The sequence below is a fragment of the Nemorincola caseinilytica genome (genome assembly GCF_039540515.1).
Classification (GTDB): domain Bacteria; phylum Bacteroidota; class Bacteroidia; order Chitinophagales; family Chitinophagaceae; genus Nemorincola; species Nemorincola caseinilytica.
Genome location: NZ_BAABFA010000008.1, coordinates 21333 through 39360, shown reverse-complemented (window position 1 = coordinate 39360; position 18028 = coordinate 21333). Strand labels below are relative to the sequence as shown.

General features: G+C 53.4%; 17 protein-coding genes. 8 read left to right on the top strand and 9 right to left on the bottom strand.

Features of this window, described 5'->3' with window-relative positions; translation table 11 throughout:
* Positions 1-52: 52 nt before the first annotated feature.
* Both atpB and ABD843_RS05175 read right to left on the bottom strand, forming a co-directional pair.
* The gene (gene atpB, locus ABD843_RS05180; protein ID WP_345079550.1) at positions 53-1066 is read right to left on the bottom strand and encodes a F0F1 ATP synthase subunit A; all 1014 of its coding nucleotides are present in this window, start codon (positions 1064-1066) and stop codon (positions 53-55) included.
* A 282-nt stretch (positions 1067-1348) separates the two neighbouring features.
* Positions 1349-2062 (bottom strand): glycosyltransferase family 2 protein, encoded by a 714-nt coding sequence (locus ABD843_RS05175; protein WP_345079547.1) that lies wholly within the window; start codon positions 2060-2062, stop codon positions 1349-1351.
* 212 nt (positions 2063-2274) lie between these two features.
* Between ABD843_RS05175 and ABD843_RS05170 the strand changes: the two genes are divergently transcribed.
* Positions 2275-2964, top strand: coding sequence for an aspartate/glutamate racemase family protein (locus ABD843_RS05170; RefSeq protein WP_345079544.1), 690 nt, complete (start codon positions 2275-2277; stop codon positions 2962-2964).
* 6 nt (positions 2965-2970) lie between these two features.
* Here ABD843_RS05170 and ABD843_RS05165 read toward each other — a convergent pair whose 3' ends face one another.
* From ABD843_RS05165 to ABD843_RS05140, 6 genes are all read right to left on the bottom strand, one after another.
* Positions 2971-3213 carry a type II toxin-antitoxin system HicA family toxin gene (locus ABD843_RS05165; protein WP_345079541.1) on the bottom strand — a complete coding sequence of 81 codons (243 nt, stop codon included), beginning with the start codon at positions 3211-3213 and terminating at the stop codon, positions 2971-2973.
* Positions 3210-3419, bottom strand: coding sequence for a 2-oxoisovalerate dehydrogenase E1 subunit beta (locus tag ABD843_RS05160; protein ID WP_345079538.1), 210 nt, complete (start codon positions 3417-3419; stop codon positions 3210-3212). The genes ABD843_RS05165 and ABD843_RS05160 overlap by 4 nt, the downstream gene beginning before the upstream one ends.
* Before the next feature lie 60 nt (positions 3420-3479).
* On the bottom strand, positions 3480-4244 hold the full coding sequence (locus ABD843_RS05155; protein WP_345079536.1) for a UDP-2,3-diacylglucosamine diphosphatase: 765 nt from the start codon (positions 4242-4244) through the stop codon (positions 3480-3482).
* Positions 4245-4305: 61 nt separating this feature from the next.
* On the bottom strand, positions 4306-4815 hold the full coding sequence (locus tag ABD843_RS05150) for a gliding motility lipoprotein GldH (RefSeq protein ID WP_345079533.1): 510 nt from the start codon (positions 4813-4815) through the stop codon (positions 4306-4308).
* A 52-nt stretch (positions 4816-4867) separates the two neighbouring features.
* Entirely contained in the window at positions 4868-5989 is a 1122-nt protein-coding gene (gene dnaN, locus ABD843_RS05145; protein WP_345079530.1) for a DNA polymerase III subunit beta, read from the bottom strand.
* 116 nt (positions 5990-6105) lie between these two features.
* Positions 6106-6267 carry a lmo0937 family membrane protein gene (locus ABD843_RS05140; RefSeq protein ID WP_345079527.1) on the bottom strand — a complete coding sequence of 54 codons (162 nt, stop codon included), beginning with the start codon at positions 6265-6267 and terminating at the stop codon, positions 6106-6108.
* A gap of 201 nt (positions 6268-6468) precedes the next feature.
* On the opposite strand from ABD843_RS05140, the gene galE reads away from it, so the two are divergent.
* Entirely contained in the window at positions 6469-7503 is a 1035-nt protein-coding gene (galE, locus tag ABD843_RS05135) for a UDP-glucose 4-epimerase GalE (protein ID WP_345079524.1), read from the top strand.
* 139 nt (positions 7504-7642) lie between these two features.
* On the opposite strand, the gene ABD843_RS05130 is transcribed toward galE, so the two are convergent.
* Positions 7643-9391 (bottom strand): ABC transporter ATP-binding protein, encoded by a 1749-nt coding sequence (locus tag ABD843_RS05130; protein WP_345079521.1) that lies wholly within the window; start codon positions 9389-9391, stop codon positions 7643-7645.
* 279 nt (positions 9392-9670) lie between these two features.
* Here ABD843_RS05130 and ABD843_RS05125 point away from each other — a divergent pair, with 279 nt between their 5' ends.
* The 6 genes from ABD843_RS05125 to ABD843_RS05100 all read left to right on the top strand — a co-directional run bounded on the left by ABD843_RS05125 (position 9671) and on the right by ABD843_RS05100 (position 17981).
* Positions 9671-12346 carry an Ig-like domain-containing protein gene (locus ABD843_RS05125; protein ID WP_345079518.1) on the top strand — a complete coding sequence of 892 codons (2676 nt, stop codon included), beginning with the start codon at positions 9671-9673 and terminating at the stop codon, positions 12344-12346.
* A 121-nt stretch (positions 12347-12467) separates the two neighbouring features.
* On the top strand, positions 12468-14501 hold the full coding sequence (locus tag ABD843_RS05120) for a BatA domain-containing protein (RefSeq protein WP_345079515.1): 2034 nt from the start codon (positions 12468-12470) through the stop codon (positions 14499-14501).
* Positions 14502-14548: 47 nt separating this feature from the next.
* On the top strand, positions 14549-15817 hold the full coding sequence (locus tag ABD843_RS05115) for a dihydroorotase (RefSeq protein ID WP_345079512.1): 1269 nt from the start codon (positions 14549-14551) through the stop codon (positions 15815-15817).
* A gap of 2 nt (positions 15818-15819) precedes the next feature.
* On the top strand, positions 15820-16377 hold the full coding sequence (locus tag ABD843_RS05110; RefSeq protein WP_345079509.1) for a DUF4199 domain-containing protein: 558 nt from the start codon (positions 15820-15822) through the stop codon (positions 16375-16377).
* 32 nt (positions 16378-16409) lie between these two features.
* On the top strand, positions 16410-16979 hold the full coding sequence (gene purN / locus ABD843_RS05105; protein WP_345079506.1) for a phosphoribosylglycinamide formyltransferase: 570 nt from the start codon (positions 16410-16412) through the stop codon (positions 16977-16979).
* A gap of 24 nt (positions 16980-17003) precedes the next feature.
* Positions 17004-17981 (top strand): GSCFA domain-containing protein, encoded by a 978-nt coding sequence (locus ABD843_RS05100; protein ID WP_345079503.1) that lies wholly within the window; start codon positions 17004-17006, stop codon positions 17979-17981.
* Positions 17982-18028: the final 47 nt, after the last annotated feature.

The window sequence follows — 18028 nt, the reverse complement described above, 5'->3', positions numbered from 1 at the left end:
TAAATTAAAAAAAACTCTTTGTACTATATTAAAAATGCTATTGTCAACTCAATTAGTGGTGCGCTGCACCGTGCGCCTCATGACCATGGGCCTCGTCGCCGTGACCATGACCTTCCTCTACCGCCTGACCTATGAACACTGCTGTGAGGTTGGTGAAGATGAACGCCTGTATGGCGGCCACCAGCAACTCCAGCATGAACATGAACACACCGAAAGCAAGCGATACGGGTACGAAACCTATACCTATGCCCTTGCTAAGGGCACCAAAGATAAATATCATGGATATAACACACAATATAACTATGTGACCGGCCAGTATGTTGGCGAAAAGACGTATGGTAAGCGCTATAGGCTTAATGAAGAGCGAAATTATCTCGATAGGCACCAGCAGGAACTTGATACCTGTAGGCACGCCCGGAGGATTGAGCAGGTGACCCCAGAAGTGCTTGTTGGCCTTTACCACCATCACTATGAAAGATACGATAGAGAGGCAGAGGGTAACAGCTATATTACCTGTGAAATTGGCGCCGCCGGGCAGCAGGCCCAGCAAGTTGTTCACCCATATAAAGAAGAATACGGTGAGCAGCAGGGGCATGAACTTGAGGTATTTGGGACCGAGGTTGGGCCTGGCCACCTCATCGCGGATGAAGATGATGGCAGACTCCAGCGCGTTCTGGAAACCCTTGGGAGCCTGCAGGCTTGCGGTCTTGTACTTCTTTGCGGCCGATGTCATGAGCAGCAGTATGATGACAACAGATATCATCATAGACAGTACGTTCTTGGTGATAGAGAGGTCGTATACGGGATCGCCATTATCGGCGCGTATCTTCTCCTTCATGTTCTTTTCTACATACAGGCCGTCATAAGAGGTATTGCTGATGTGATTACCGAACTCATCGAGATACCAGCCACCGTGGAACCTGCTGTAAGAGAACATAGAGAACTCGCCTGTCTTGGGACGATAGGTGATAACGGGCAGCGGCATGGCTACCTCGGTCTCATGACCATGCTCGCCCTCGAGGCTGAACAGGTGCCATTCGTGAGAATCACCAACGTGGCCGAACACCAGTTCGGTAATGTTAATTCCTTCTTTTTTTTCTTCTGTGGCCGCTTCATGGCTCTCAGAAGTGGCATTTTCGTGGTTTTCTTCTGTTTGTGCAAATGAGGAATTCACCGCCCAAAACAGTCCGAAAGCCACTATCAATAAGGAAAAGAGACGTTTACGACACATTACCGCTCTGAAATTTTGCGCAAAGATATGTGTTTTATGTTCTCAAAAAATATTTTTCGGAGAGAAAAAAATATAATGGCACGGGAACACCAAAAGTACCGGGCGCACGGGTACGGCCTAGCGGAAAAGATTGTACTTGATGATGCAGTAGAGCGCGCGGAAGGCATCTTTCATACCTATTTTCTTGCCTTCCTCGTAGGTACGGCCGTAGTACGATATGCCCACCTCGTATATGCGCACCTTGGGTATGCGCGATATTTTGGCCGTTACCTCGGGCTCGAAGCCGAAACGCTTCTCCTCCAGCTTTATGCCCTGTATCATCTCGCGGCGGAATACCTTGTAGCAGGTCTCCATATCGGTCAGGTTCAGGTTGGTGAACATGTTGGAGGCCATGGTAAGCCACCTGTTGCCTATAGAATGCCAGAAGAAGAGTATGCGGTGCGGCTTGCCGCCTATGAAGCGGGAACCATAAACGACATCGGCAAAATCGGCCAGTATAGGCTTCAGCAGTATGTTGTATTCCTCGGGGTCATATTCCAGGTCGGCATCCTGTATCACTACATAGTCGCCCGTGGCCTTGGCTATGCCTGTGTGCAGGGCGGCGCCCTTGCCCTGGTTCACCTCGTGCTTGTAGTAGCTTATCGGCAGCTCGGGGTTGGCCTGCTTGTAGGCCATAATGGCCTCTTCGGTATTGTCGCGAGAGCAGTCGTTCACTATTATCACCTCCTTCTTCATGTCGTTCACAAGGGTCACCGCCTTTACTTTATTCAGTATGCGGTGAATGGTAGGGCCCTCGTTGTATGCAGGAATGACAATAGATAGCGTGCTCATCGGGTATTCTTATATATGCAATTACCGTTATAGTGGCGACAAAAGTAGACAGTAGACGGTAGAAAGCCAAAAAGTGCGGGTAGATAGTATGTAGTAGATAGTAGAGGGCCACAAAAAACGATAACAATGGATAGGTAAATATGTTGCACTAGACTCGCGACCATTTACTATCTACTACATACTATCTACTTCCCATAACGTACTTTTATACCATGAAGATCCTTGGCCTTATAGGTGGTACCAGCTGGGTATCTACCGTAGACTACTACAAGTATATAAATGAGGGCATCAACGAGCGGCTGGGTGGTATATACTACTCGCGCTGCATAATGCACTCCTTCAGCTATGGCGAGGTGAAAGACCTGGTGGACGGCGGAAGGAAGGACGAGCTGCTGCGCCAGTTCATAGCCGCCTGCAACAATATGAAGGATGGTGGCGCAACGGCCATAGTACTGTGCGCCAATACCATGCACATGTTCGCCGAGGCGCTGGAGCAGGCTACGAATATGCCGGTGATACACATAGCCACCGCCACCGCACAGGCCATAAACGACAAAGGGCTAAAGACGGTAGGGCTGCTGGGTACATTGCCTACCATGACCATGGATTTCTACAAGCAGAAGCTGGCGGCACACGGCATAGCCACCCTGGTGCCGGCACAGGATGATATGGCCTATATACACAACACCATCTTTGAAGAGCTGGGCAAGGGCATCTTTACCGCCGATACCAAACAACGCTACCTGCATATAATGGACGAACTAGTGGCACAGGGTGCCGAAGGCATAATACTGGGCTGTACCGAGATACCCATGCTGCTGACGCAGGAAGATGTGAACGTACCCGTGTTCGACACCACACGCATACATGCTGCGGCCGCGGTAGCGTTCAGCCTGGGGTAATAACTGTTACTGGAAAAGTTTGCGGAGTAATTCTTCCTTGCTGATATTGAAATGGTCTGCTACTACCGAGAGTATGGCAGACAAAGTACCGATCTTTAACGGGTCATGGTTGGGGATGGTAATATGATGTTCCCCATTCTGCAGTGTTGTAAGACGAATGTGACTTCCTGTCTGCCGGGTAGGCTCGTAGCCCAATACCCGCAACCTGGCTATAAGTTCTTTGCCATTAAGGTCTCTTGGGATCCTCATGCTGCGAAAACCTCATCTTTTACCAGGTGTAGCCGTATCATTTTGGGCCGTGTAGCCTCATCCTCGTAGTGACAATGAACGGCCTCTTTTACAGCCTCCCTTAGTTCTTCTATTGTTTCCGCCTCGGTAATGATACCTGTACCTAGCGCCTTAGCGATATATCCTCCTTCATCACTTTCCTCTACTACGAATATTATCTCGTTCATCACTAACTGTTTTCAACAAATTTAAGGCATTTATATCAGCAGGCCACCTGCATCGGAAGCCTAACCCTTTTCCTTGTAATATTCAAGCCGCATATCCTTTCCGTCGAATACGCCATAGCTGTCGTAGCGTATCCAGTCGCCGAGGTTGATGTAGAGACTGTTCTGCGGCAGCGGGTGTTCTAATGCGAGGTGGCGGTGGCCGAAAACGAAATAGTCGTAATGCTCTTTCTTCAGCGTTTCGAGGCAGAACTGCACCAGCATCTCCTTATCCTCGCCCAGGAAACCCTTCACAGGCATATCGGCATGCTTGGGGCCCAGCCTGCTGAACCATGAGGCCATACCCACACCCGTATCGGGATGCACGCGGCGGTATAGCCATTGCGATAGCGGGCTGCGCAGCACGGCCTTCAGTATCTTGTACCCGGTATCGCCGGGGCCCAGGCCATCGCCATGGGCTATGAAGAATCTTTTTCCGTTCACCTCTCTGACTATAGGGCCATGATGTACAGGTATGTCCAGTTCGCGGTGGAAATAGTCGAGCATCCACAGGTCGTGATTGCCGGTGAAGGCCTCTATGTGCAGGCCATCGTCGCGCAGCTGGGCCAGCTTGCCCATAAAGCGGGTATGGCCACGCGGCACCACGTTCTTATACTCGAACCATGTATCGAAAAGATCGCCCACCAGGAACAGCTGCTCGGCAGTGGGCCGTATCTCGTCCAGCCAGCGGCAAATGCGCTTTTCGCGCTCTATGCTGGTAGCATGGTCGGGTATTCCCAGGTGGAAGTCGGAAGCAAAATATATTTTTTTACCTGCGGGTAATACCATGTGCTATAGATGGTGGCAAAAATACTTCTGAATTATGAATGCTGAATTATGAATTGTAGCGTTAGTACCGCATTCCCCTGGGCGCCACTTTCTCTACGCGCACACCTATGTGCAGTATCTCGGGCAGGGGGTTGATGCGCATGTTCTGTTCCAGCGCTATGGTGTAGGTGCCGGGGCGGCTGAGGTCTACAGAGTCGCCGAGAGAGAAGGGCATACGCTGCTCGTATATCTCGCCCATACCGCGGCCCAGCCATTTGCCACCGGCATCGGCCAGCACTATGTTTATGCGGGCCTTGGTGGCCACGGTATCACCCGGGGTCTTTATGTACAGCCACATCCACAGGTTGTTGTAGGGGTATGCCTGTGTATGGCGTATGATGAAGTAGGGCTGGTATACCGAATTGGAGTCGGTGATATCGAACGTGAAAGAGGGCTTGAAATTGTAGTCCCACGCATTGTGGGGTATGGCCTCGTGCTTCTGGTAGTGCGGTACCGGCTGGCAGGCGGCAAAGAGTATAGCCATGCACAGCACCAGCGCTACACCGCGCCACGATGCCCTTTTTGAAACCATTTTAAGACCCTGAGACAACAACGACCGTATTTTTTTACGCTTCCACAATAACTTATATACCCACCATCAGTGGCATCAGCAGCATCAGCAGATCCTCATTGTCGGCCTTGTCTATAGAGCGGAATATACCCGCGCGCGAAGGTGTGCTCAGCTCCAGCACTACTTCCTCACCATCCAGGTTGTTCACTATCTCTACCATCAGCTTGGCGTTGAAGGCTATCTTCATATCCTCGCCGCTATACTGGCAGGAGAGCGTTTCGCGGCCCTCGTAAGAGAAGTCTATATCCTGCGCACTTATGCCCAGGCTGTTGCCGTTTATATCCAGCAGTACCTGGTTGGTGGTCTTGTTGGCAAATATGTTCACGCGGCGCAGGGCGCTGGCAAAATCGGCACGGTTCACAGTGAGCCTGTAGGGATTGTCCACAGGTATCACCGCGCGGTAATCGGGGAAGCGGGCGTCTATGAGGCGGCAGCTAAGGCTTATGTGCTCGCCGGTCACAAACAGGTGGCTGTTGTTGTAGGCCAGTTGCAACTGCGACTCATCGGTAGGTAGAGTGGCACGCAACTGCTGCAGCGGCTTGCGCGGCACTACGAAGCCGCCTGCCGACGGGCAGGAGATATCGTTGCGGCGCAGTTGCACCAGGCGATGCGCATCGGTAGATACGAAGCCCAGGCCATCGGGCGCCATCTCGAAGTATACACCCGTCATGGCGGGGCGCAGGGTATCTGTGCTCACCGCAAAGAGGGTCTTGCTGATGCACTCTATGAGCGCTATGGAAGACATAGAGAAGGTAGAAGTATCGGCAGGAGCCGGCTCCTTGGGAAAGTCATCGGCCTTTTCGCCCACTATACGGTACTTGCCGTATGTGCTGGACATGTCTATCGACAGGTCGGTCTCGCTGATGTTGAATGTCACCGGCTGGTCGGGCAGGTTCTTCAGGTACTCCAGCAGTATCTTGGAAGGTATGCATATGCGGCCATTGCCCTCGGCATTGTTCACCTCCATCTGCACGCGCATCATGGTCTCAAGGTCGGTAGCGGTGAGGGTAAGCGTATTGCCCTGCAGGTGGAACAGGAAATCTTCCAGTACGGACAGCACATTGTTGGCACTGATGATACCGCCTATCTGCTGCAGATTCTTGAGCAACGCTGAGGAAGTGACGATGAAACGCATGATAAAAAATGTATTTGGGATGTTAGAATTCCAGAAATAGTGTGTTGGGCAACAAAGGTATCTGAAATAAAAGCAAAATTATGTGCCCGAAAAGGAATGTGGAAAAAATGTGCCGATCAGCGGATGCCTTCCTTGCGGGTAATGCCCAGCATAAGAGCCACCACTGCCAGCAGGGCCATGATGTGTATAAGCGGACCCGGCCGCCACAGAAAAAACCCCACGGCCCACCCTATGAACAGGGTGACGGAGATAATGTACAGTAGGCCGCGTAATATCATATTCGGTGAAAGAGTAAAAATAGTTATTCCACGTCAATTGCCCGATGCCCCGGAATATGTTTTTTACAACTATATACTACCCATTGTAATACTGCAACTGTTGCCGACGGGCACGGTAGTAACTATCAGAAATAATACTTCTGAACTGTCCTGTCGCATATATTTGCAAAACCAACACACACTCACAGAAAAACTTTGAATATGAAGAAGATACTCGTTACCGGGGGTTGCGGATATATAGGCGGTCACACCATAGTAGACCTGATACAGAACGGTTTCGATGTGATATCGGTAGATAACCTGTCGAAGGGTTCGCTGAAAATGCTGGATGGCATAGAGAAGGTGACCGGCCGTAAAGTGAAGAACTACAAAGTAGACCTCTGCGACCTGGACGATACTGAGGCCATCTTCCTGGAGAACCCCGATATAGTGGGTATCATACACTTTGCAGCATACAAGTCGGTGCCCGAGTCTGTAAGCGACCCGCTGCTGTACTTCCGCAACAACATCAACTCTCTGCTGAACATACTGCAGTGTGCTGAGGAGTTCGATGTGGACAACTTCGTGTTCTCATCCTCATGTTCGGTATATGGCAATGCCGAGATGCTGCCGGTATCGGAAGAGGCGCCGCTGGTAGAGCCGGAATCGCCCTATGCACGCACCAAGCAGATGGGCGAGGCCATATGCCGCGACTTCACCCTTATACACAAGCATTTCAACGCTATACTGCTGCGCTACTTCAACCCCGTAGGCGCGCACCCATCGGCCCTTGTAGGCGAGTTCCAGGACCTGTCCGAAAGCGTGGTACCGGTGATAACACAGACCGCCATAGGCAAACGCAAGGAAATGACCGTGTTCGGTAACGACTACGGCACTCGCGATGGCTCCTGCGTGCGCGACTACATACATGTGATGGACATAGCCAATGCACACACCCGCGCCCTGCAGTACATAATAGAGGACCGCAACAAGAACAACTGCGAGGTCTTTAACCTGGGTACAGGCAATGGGGTAACGGTGCTGGAGCTGATAGACGCCTTCGAGCGCGTATCGGGTATGAAGCTGAACTTCAAGGTGGGCCCACGCAGGCCGGGCGATATAGTAGAGATATATGCCAACAACGACCGCGCCAGGAACCTGCTGGGCTGGGAAACGCAGTATGGCCTTGATGCCATGATGGATACCGCATGGCGCTGGGAGCAAGTACTGGCCGAGGCTAAGAAAGCATCAGCTTAAATGCGATAATGTGGAGAATGCGGTAATGCGGCAATACGCTATTTATCTACCGGCCATTCTTTTGGAAATAAACACATGCAGATATCATCTCCTTCCCCTCGGGGGAAGCCTGCCTGCCGCAGGCAGGGCCGGGATGGGGCTATGCCACTTCGGTCTGGTGCCTGTATAGTTTTGCATACCTGCCATCCAGGGCCATCAGTTCATCGTGCGTGCCCTGCTCGGCTATGTTGCCATTGTCCAGTATTATGATCTTATCGAACGCCCAGCTGGTGAATATACGGTGCGTGATGACCAGCACTGTCTTTCCCTGCAGGTAAGTGCCCAGGTTGTTCAGTATGGTCTTTTCGGTCTGTGTATCTACTGCCGACAGGCATTCGTCCAGCAGCAGTATATTGCTCTTCTTCAGCAGTGCACGAGCCAGTACCATGCGTTGTTTCTGCCCACCGCTCAGCATCACGCCGCGCTCGCCCACTACCGTCTCATAGCCTTGCTGAAAGCCCGCTATATCCTTGTCCAGGTCGGCCATGCGGGCGGCCTCTTTTACCTCGGCCTCTGTAGCAGATGCCCTGCCAAAGCGAATATTGTTCAGTATGGTATCGGAGAACAGGTAGGCCTCCTGCGGCGCATACGCTATGCCGCCTCGCAGTATATCCAGGTCATACCTGTTCACATTGTGGCCATCTAGTTCCAGCGCTCCTTCCGTGGTATCGTACATCCGCAGCAGCATATGTGCCAGGGTAGATTTGCCGGAGCCCGTTCTGCCTATTATGGCCACTTTCTCCCCTGCTTTTACATGCAGCGAAAAATGCCTGAGGGCAGTGATGCCCGTATGCGGGTAGGTGAACGATATATCATTGAAATGCACATCGCCAGCGGGTGGTGTGGCTATGCCATTGGCGGGGCTCACAATGGCCGGCTTTGTATGCAGGAACTCGTCTATACGCGCCTGCGATGCCCCTGCGCGCTGTGTCATACTGGCTACCATTCCTATGCTGGATATGGGGAACATGAGCAGGTTGATGTAAATGACGAACTGCGCGATATTGCCTGTAGATATCTGCCCATTGATGGCAAAGTAGCCGCCTATGAGCACCGTGGACAGCATGCTGAAACCTATGAACAGGTTCATGGCCGGGAAGTAGACCGCCTCTGTAAGGGACAGATCTATACTGCTTTTGCGGTACTGCTCGCTGGTGGTCTCAAAGAAACGCATCATGTTGCGCTCCTGCACGAAAGATTTGATGACGCGTATGCCCGAATAAGACTCCTGCGCGGTAGTGGTGAGCGCCGAGAGCTGTGCCTGTATGCGGCTGCTCTTGCGGTGTATGATCTTGTTGACGTAGAATATGGACAGCGCCAGCAAAGGCAGCGGGGCCACTACGCAAACGGTAAGCCACACATCTACCCGCAGCATATCCCATACACAGAAAATGACCAGGAACACCACCGATGTGAAATACATGATAGATGGCCCTGTATACATACGCACCCGCGAAACATCTTCCGATATGCGGTTCATGAGGTCGCCGGTGAAATTGGCCTTGAAGAATGCCGTGTGCAGCCGCTGGTAGTGGGCATATATCTCGTTCTTCTGATCGAACTCTATGTGGCGCGACATCACTATGATGGTCTGCCGCATCATGAACATGAAAAGACCGCGCAGCAGTGCCAGGCCCAGCAGCAGCAGGCCTCCCTGCAGTACTATGCCAAAGATCTCCTCTCCCCTGTTCTGCTGCGCGCTCATGGCCACCACCTTATCCAGCATCTGCTGTATCACATTGCCGGGCATCACTGCGAATTTGCTGGAGATGGCCACGAACAATAGACCCAGCGACAAACGCCATTTATACTTTATGAAATACTTATTGAGCGAGCGGAGATCCTTCATCGAAAAGCAAAGGTCGGGGTTCTGCCATTCTACAGCAAAAAACGCCCGATGTGTGCTTTTAGTTAAAGTGAGTTTACCATTCAGTTAATAGACACTAACAAAATTATTTATGTATTGCAAAAACAAATTTATTGTTATTATAAAAAATACATGTAAATATTTTTTGATAAAATGCCTTCAGAAAAGCGTAAATTAGCTAACATGACCATCTGCTGATACGCCTATAGCTTAATAGATACAGTACCATTATTTGTTTCACGCTTTATAACTCGGTTTTTTATGAAGAGAACAAGTACACACCCATTCACTGATAGTTTATATCTGCTGGCCTGCGCCATTTTCATCACCATTTCGCAGTCTTCCTGCCTTACCAACCTTTACACACCCAGTACTACGCTGTCTATGACAGGCACAACATCTTACTGCCAGGGAGCGGCCGCCAGCGCCAATACCCTTACATATGACCAGTGTACACTGGGCGGTGGTATCCTGAATGCGGGTGTGAACTATACCGAACAGTGGTATTATAATACAACAGGCGGCACATCGATACCCGGATCTACGGCCTACGGAGGCCCGGGAGGCGGCACATCGCCTGCCGGCGGATCGGGCACGCTCAATTATACACCTTCTACTGCCACAGCAGGCACATACTATTACTTCTGCTACGTTACATGGGCCTCTACGGGCGCATGTACGCCAGACTATACATCATCTGCCCAGACCATCACTATATCGCCATCGCCATCGGCGCTTACGGGCACTGCGGCCATATGTGCCGGGCAGACCACCACCCTTGCCAGCACCACACCCGGCGGCGTATGGACCAGCACCGTACCCGGTGTAGCCACAGTAGCGGGCGGCGTAGTTACTGGCCTAACGGCAGGTACTACCACCATATCTTATACCGTAGGCACATGTGCGGCCACAAGGGTAGTAACGGTGAACGCACTGCCTGCCATCACACCTGCCACACCCGTTACCATATGCCAGGGCAATAACACCACCCTCACCGCCAGCGTAGGCGGCGGCGCGTGGACCAGCAGCGCACCAGGCATAGCCACCGTGAGCGGCGGCGGCGTAGTGAGCGGCATATCGGGCGGCACTACCAACATCACTTATACTGTTACCGCTACAGGCTGCTATGCTACGAAGGCGGTGACAGTAGACCCTGTAGCTACCACTATCACAGGCCCCGATATAGTATGCCTGGGTACGCCTGTCACATACAGCAGCGGCGTTAGCGGCGGCACCTGGAGCAGCAGCGCACCGGGCGTGGCCACTGTGAGCTCATCGGGCCTGGTAACGGGCGTATCATCAGGTACTACCACCATTACCTTTACGGGTTGCGGCTTTGTGACCAAGACCATAACCGTGAACCCCGCACCCGGGCCTATAGCGGGCACACTCACCGTGTGCGAGGGCGGCGCTACCACTACACTTTCCAACACCAGTACAGGCGGCACCTGGAGCAGCAGTGCACCCGGCATAGCCACAGCATCGGTATCGGGCCCTGGTACAGGGCTGGTAACAGGCGTGGCCGATGGTACGGCCACCATAACCTACACATCGGCGCTTTCGTGTACGGCTACAGCAGTGGTCACAGTAGATCCCGCCCCTGACCCTATAATGGGCGCTATACCCATATGCGTAGGCCAGTCTATGACGGTGACCAATGCCATAGGCGGCGGTACCTGGAGCAGCGCTGTACCCGCCATAGCAACGGTGACCCCTGCGGGCCTGGTGATAGGCATGAGCGCCGGTATCACCCTTATATCGTATACCAATGCTTGCGGCACTGCTACCGTAGCCGCCACTATAAATGCACTGCCTGCACCTATAGTAGGACGTGACACGGTATGCGTAGGCGGCACCACAGCGCTGGCCAATGCCACCATAGGCGGCACCTGGAGCAGCAGCGCACCACCATTGGCCGATGTATTGCTGTCATCGGGGCTGGTAACCGGCTATGTACCCGGCAATGTGACCATCACTTATACCATGCCGGGAGGCTGCTATACCACCAAAGCGGTACAGATAGAACCTGCGGCACCGGCCATAACAGGCACCATGCAGGCATGCCCCGGTACCACTACCACGCTGGCCAACGCCATAGGCGGCGGGGTATGGACCAGCGGCAGCCCGTCTATAGCCACCATTCACCCCGGCACAGGAGTAGTAACGGGTGTGTCGGCAGGTATGGGCGATATAACGTATACCACACCTGCAGGTTGCCCTGCATATACATCGGTACTCATAAACCCGCTGCCCGAGCCTATAATGGGTGCGGATGAGATAAAATGCGCGGCCGATAAGGATACACTGTTCAGCGCTACACCCGGCGGCACATGGAGCAGCCTTACCCCCGCCATAGCCACCGTGAACCCTGCAACGGGCGTGGTGACGGTGCTTACCGGCGGCACGGCCATAGTACGCTATACACTGCCTACCGGCTGTAGCGTGAACAAGACCATAGCGGTGAACCCCGCACCTGCGCCCGGCATCTCCTATGTTGCGGCCACCAACACCTTCTATACCGATACCGGCTACCTTACCTACCAGTGGTACGACAGCCTGCAGGGCCTCATACCGGGTGCTACTACCTACCGCACAGCGGCCCTCTACTACGGCTACTACTATGTAAAGGTGACCAATAGCGATGACTGTGCGGGCTTCTCTATAAAGCATCCTTACAGGGAGTTCATGGGCACTACAGACCCGGCCATGGGCAAGGACCGCTACAGGATATTCCCAAACCCTGCTACAACCACCATAAACATAGATGCGCCTGTAAGGGTGCGCGCGCTGGTAGCCAGCACAGAGGGCAAGGTGCTGATAGCGCAGGGAGATGCACACGAGGTGGACATAAGCAGGCTGGCACCGGGCCTGTACATGGTGATGCTGTACGACGATGCAGGCACCCAGCGATCGGTACACAAGCTGATAAAACAATAGGACCATACATTTCCTCATGCGCAGGCCGCCCGTATGTAGGCGGCCTGCGCATTTTACCACTGCCCTGTATGCGCAAGGTTTTAACTTTTGTCGTAACACCCCATTCCACTATATTTGCCCGGTGAGTTTCTTGTACCCTTTCTTCCTGGCGGCCGGCGTCACACTGGCCATCCCGGTGCTGATACACCTGTTCAACCTGCGCAAGTACAAGACGGTACTATTTCCCCATACCCGCTTCCTGAAGACCATACAGCTCAATAGCCGGAAACGGTCGGAAATAAGGTATAAGGCCCTGCTGGCAGCAAGGCTGTTGTTCCTCTTCTTCCTCATATTCGCTTTTGCACAGCCTTTCTTCCCCGACAAGGAAAAAACGGCAGGCGGCAGGCAGCTACAGGTCATTTACATAGACAACTCCTACAGCATGGGTGCGGCCATGGGCCCGCGCCGCATGCTGGATATAGCCAAAGATGCCGCCTCACGGCAGGTACGCAATGCACGCCCCGGCACACGCTTCCTGGTACTCACCAACGACAGACCCACAGGCTACCATGCCCAGCAGATGGGCGAGGCATATGCCGCCATACAGGCCATAGATATATCGGCCGCTACCCTCAGTGTAGATAAGATAGTGGCCGAGACCGAAGTAGCGCGGCAGAACGAGAACGCTACCGAGGCCGGCCTGTACTACTACTCCGACTTTCAGCAGAGCGCATTCCCCGCACCGCCATCCAAAGGCCAGATGCAGCACATCACTTTCTACGGCATACCGGTGCAGGCAGCAGAGGCCGGCAATGTGTACATAGACACCGCCTACCTCACCACCCCCGTACTGCAGGCCGACAGGAGCAACTATGTGGTGGTGCATACCCGCAATGCAGGCACTGCGCCCAAAGAAAGCCTGGTACTGAACCTGTCGGTGAACGGGCAGGTAAAAAGCGCCGCCTCGCTTAGTTTTGACGATAGTAATGAACGTATAGATACCCTTACCTTCCAGGTGAGTGGTGCAGGCTGGCAGCAGATATCGCTGGCGCTCAACGATGCAGTGATGCGCTTTGACGATACATTCCGCATAGCAGCGCGCTGCGCCCCCAACCTATCGGTACTGGCGCTGAACGAGGGACAACTGAACCCATACATACAGGCGGCCTTCCGCGCATACAATGGCTTTCGCCTGAACCAGGCCGATGTGAGCACAGCCATACAGACCGACTGGAAACAGTACAACCTGGTGATACTGAACGGCATCACCCGCATAGACGATGCAATGGGCCGTAAAATGAACGAGGCCCTGCAGGCCGGGCAGAGCATGTGTGTGTTCCCCGGCCGCACCACCAATATACAGGCCCTGAACGAGGGGCTGAAACAGGTGGGCGATATACAGCTTACGGCCATAGATACCGCCATACAGGCCGCCAGCCAGCTACAGCAGGGCAGCCCGCTGGTAAAGGACCTCTTTGAGAAAATACCCGAGAATGTGCAGCTACCCGTGGCCAACTGGCACTATGTGGTAACGGCAGGCATCAGCGCCAACCAGCGGTCTGTACTTTCCTTCCGCAATGGCGACCCCATGCTGGCGCAGTTCACACCATCGCGCGGGGCATTGTACCTCTCTGCCACCAGCGCCGACCTCAGTTCGGGCAATTTCCCCGGCAGCTATTTCTTTACCCCCTTCCTATACCTCATGGCCATGCAGGGCGGAGGCGGCAGCGTATATGCCGTAAGAGCGGGCTCGCAGGAGCCTGTGTACATAACACTGGCCAATGTATCGGAGCGCAACACACTGCATGCCTATGCCCCCGGTGTGGACGTAGTACCCCAGCAAAGGCCCAATGGCGCCGGGCTGGATGTATATGTGGGCAATGTGCTGCAGTACCCGGGTTTCTATACACTTACTGCTACCGGTGCCGACAGCACACAGGTAGCGCTGAACCAGGACAAGGCCGAGTCGCAGCCGGGCTACAGGGACATAGCCGCCCTGCAAAACGAATGGAAGGGCGACAATATAAGGTGGAAGGAGATAAACAACAGTGGCAATATAGCGGCCACCGGCACAGGCGCCGACTTCCCGCTTTGGAAAGTTTGCGTAATTTTGGCCATCGTGATGCTGGGTCTGGAGACCTTCCTGCTTGCGCGGAAGCAGCCCCGCCCGGCATAGTATAAGTACGGCAGATGCCGTTGCACATTTTTATCTAGTTCATCCACATGCAGGTACACATACGCAAGGCAAGGGTCATAGACCCGCTATCGGCACACCACGACAAGGTCACTGACCTGCTGGTGGAAGACGGCGTGATAACAAGAATAGCCACAGGCATAAAAACAGATAATGCTACCGTGATAGAGGCCGCCGACCTGTGCGTGAGCACCGGCTGGGTAGACACCTTTGCCGACTATTGCGAACCCGGCTACGAGCATAAGGAGACCATAAAGAGCGGGCTGGCCACTGCAGCCGCAGGCGGTTTTACCGATGTGCTGATCACTCCTAATACTCGCCCCGCCCTTACCGACCGTGCCACTATAGGCTATGTGCAGCAAAAGGCCACTGGCAATGTGGTGAACCTGCACCCTATAGGCGCAGCCACCCGCAATGCCGATGGCAAGGAACTGGCCGAGATGCTGGATATGCGCACACAAGGCGCCATAGCCTTCTCTGACGGCTGGCACCCTATACAGAACCCGGGCCTGATGATGAAGGCGCTGGAATATGTGACCGCCTTCAACGGGGTGGTGATGCAGCTACCCGTAGATGCTGCCCTGTCGCAGGGAGGCCTCATGAACGAGGGCCCGGTATCGGTAGCACTGGGTATGGCAGGCATACCGCAACTTGCAGAGACACTGATGGTGTACCGCGATGTGGAGCTGGCACGCTATACGCGATCGCGCCTGCACATATCGGGTATCACTACTGCAGCATCGGCAGATATGATACGCAAGGCAAAGGCAGCAGGCGTGAACGTGACCTGCTCTGTAACGCCCTACCACCTGGCCCTCACCGACGAGGCCATGCGTGGCTACGACAGCAATTACAAAGTAGCCCCTCCACTGCGTACCGAGGCCGACAGGAAGGCTCTGGTGGCCGCGCTGAAGGATGGCACCATAGATTGTATAGGCAGCCACCACCACCCACACGAGTGGGACGCCAAGCAGAAAGAACTGGAATATGCATCAGAAGGCATGGCCATACAGGAGCTGGCCTACAACATACTGTGGGACAGCATCCGCAAGACCATAGGTATAGAAAGGCTGGTAGAGGCGCTTACCACTACCCCACGAAAGATATTCGGGCTGCGGGAGCAGAGCATTGCAAAAGGTGCGCAGGCATCGCTGACGCTTTTTACTACTACAGGCAATTATACACTGGCAGCAGGCAAGGGTCGGTCGAAGGGTGTGAACAACCCCTTCGCAGGGCAGGCGCTTGCAGGGCAGGTACTGGGTATCATCAACAACAATAAAGTTCATATCAACAAATAGCCATGGCGAACATCACATCATCCGAACCACTGAGCACCGCAGCACGCAACAAAATGGCCATGATGAATGGCCTGGTGCTGGGCGTCATCTACATTATCATAGGCACCGTGCTGAACATGACGGCCAATGCGCTGTTCCTGTACATGCTGCTGAAAGGTATAGGCTACCTGGTGTACCTGGTGATACTGGGCTTTATGCTGGCCAATGTACGCAAGGCCAACGGCGGCTATATAGAGCTGAGAGAAGTGTTCGGCGCGGCATTTGTGATAGTGCTGGTAGCAGGCACACTTTCATTTGCCTACAACTACCTGTATGTATATGTGATAGACCCCGGCTTTACCGATAAGGTGAAGAACGCCACACTGGCCGCCATGGAAAAAGCCAAGCTGCCCGATGAGCAGATAGACAAGGCACTGAACGACATAGAGAAGTCGAGGAAGTTCAACCTGCAGAACACTATAATGAGCTACATGGGCGGGCTGCTGCTCGATAGCTTCCTGGGGCTGATAGTGAGCCTCATCATCAAGAAACCCCGCCCTGTGTTCGATAACCTGCAGTAGCGCATTTTTCATCTTTATTTAAAAGATCCGTTTTGAACCTCATCATATTCGCCTCGGGTACAGGCACCAATGCAGCGGCCATCATAGAGTGGTTCAAGGCCAATGGCAAGGCGCGTGTATCGCTTATAGTATGCAACAAGCCCGGTGCCGGTGTGCTGAACATAGCCGAGCGTGAAGGTATACCTGTGATGATGATAGACAGGCACACATTTGACGACGATGCTACTGTAGCGGCTTTGCGGGCGCACGCTCCTGCCCTCATCATACTGGCAGGCTACCTGTGGAAGATACCGCCGGCGCTCACGCAGGCCTTCCCCGACAGGATCATCAACATACACCCGGCGCTGCTACCATCGTACGGTGGCAAGGGCATGTATGGCGGCAATGTGCATACCGCAGTGATAGCTGCGGGCGAAACACATTCGGGCATTACCATACACTATGTGAACGAGGAGTACGATAAAGGCAATGTGATACTGCAGGCCCACTGCAATGTGCTGCCCGGCGATACACCCGGGGCACTAGCCAAAAGGATACACAAGCTGGAGCATTATTACTTCCCCCGCACCATAGAGTTCCTGCTGGATAATATGGAGGCATAGCGTTCATTTAGGTACTTTTGGGATATGCAAATGATGCTATCGCTGGACATACCGCCACTGCCCGGGCCCATCACCTATACTGATAACATACTGCTCATAGGCTCCTGCTTTACCGAGCATATGGCCGACAGGCTGCAACACTACAAATTCCATGTGCTGCAGAACCCGCATGGCATACTCTTCAACCCGCTGAGCGTGGCACAGAGCCTGGACAGCTATATATCAGGTGAACGATACACAGAAGCCGACCTCTTTTACCTGAATGAGCTATGGAACAGCTGGGACCACCACACACGCTTCTCGCATACCGATAAGACCGCCGCATTGGCCGGTATCAATAGAGCGCAGGAAGAGGCCGCAGCATTCATTCGCAAGGCCGATAAGGTCATCATCACACTGGGGTCGGCATTCCAGTATTACCTGCGGGAAAGCGGCAAACATGTGGCCAATAATCACCGTGCGCCCGCACAGTGGTTCGAGAAAAGGCTGCTGCCAATAGAGGAGATAGTAGCCGCGCTGAATGGCACCATACAACGGCTACAGACAGCTAACCCATATGCAAAGGTGATCTTTACCATAAGCCCTGTGCGCCATATACGCGATGGCGTGGTGGACAACAACCGCAGCAAGGCCCGCCTGCTGGAGGCTGTACACGAGCTATGTGGCATGCATGAACACGCCTACTACTTCCCGGCCTACGAGCTGGTGATAGACATACTGCGCGATCACCGCTACTACGACATAGATATGGTACACCCCAACTTTGCAGCAACGACCTTTGTATGGGAACATTTTATGAAAGCATGCATAGACCCTGCTATACATGATGTAATGAAACAGGTGGGAGAGATAATGACCGCCCGCGCGCACCGTACCCGCTTCCCCGATACCAATGCACATCGCAAATTCATGGAAAGCTACCTGGCCAAATGCAAAGCCCTTGCAGAGCGCTATCCCATGCTGGATATGAAAGAGGAGATAGCTTATTTTGAAATGCGATAATGCGGGGAATGCGATAATTTGGTCAATGCGACAATGCGATAATTGGA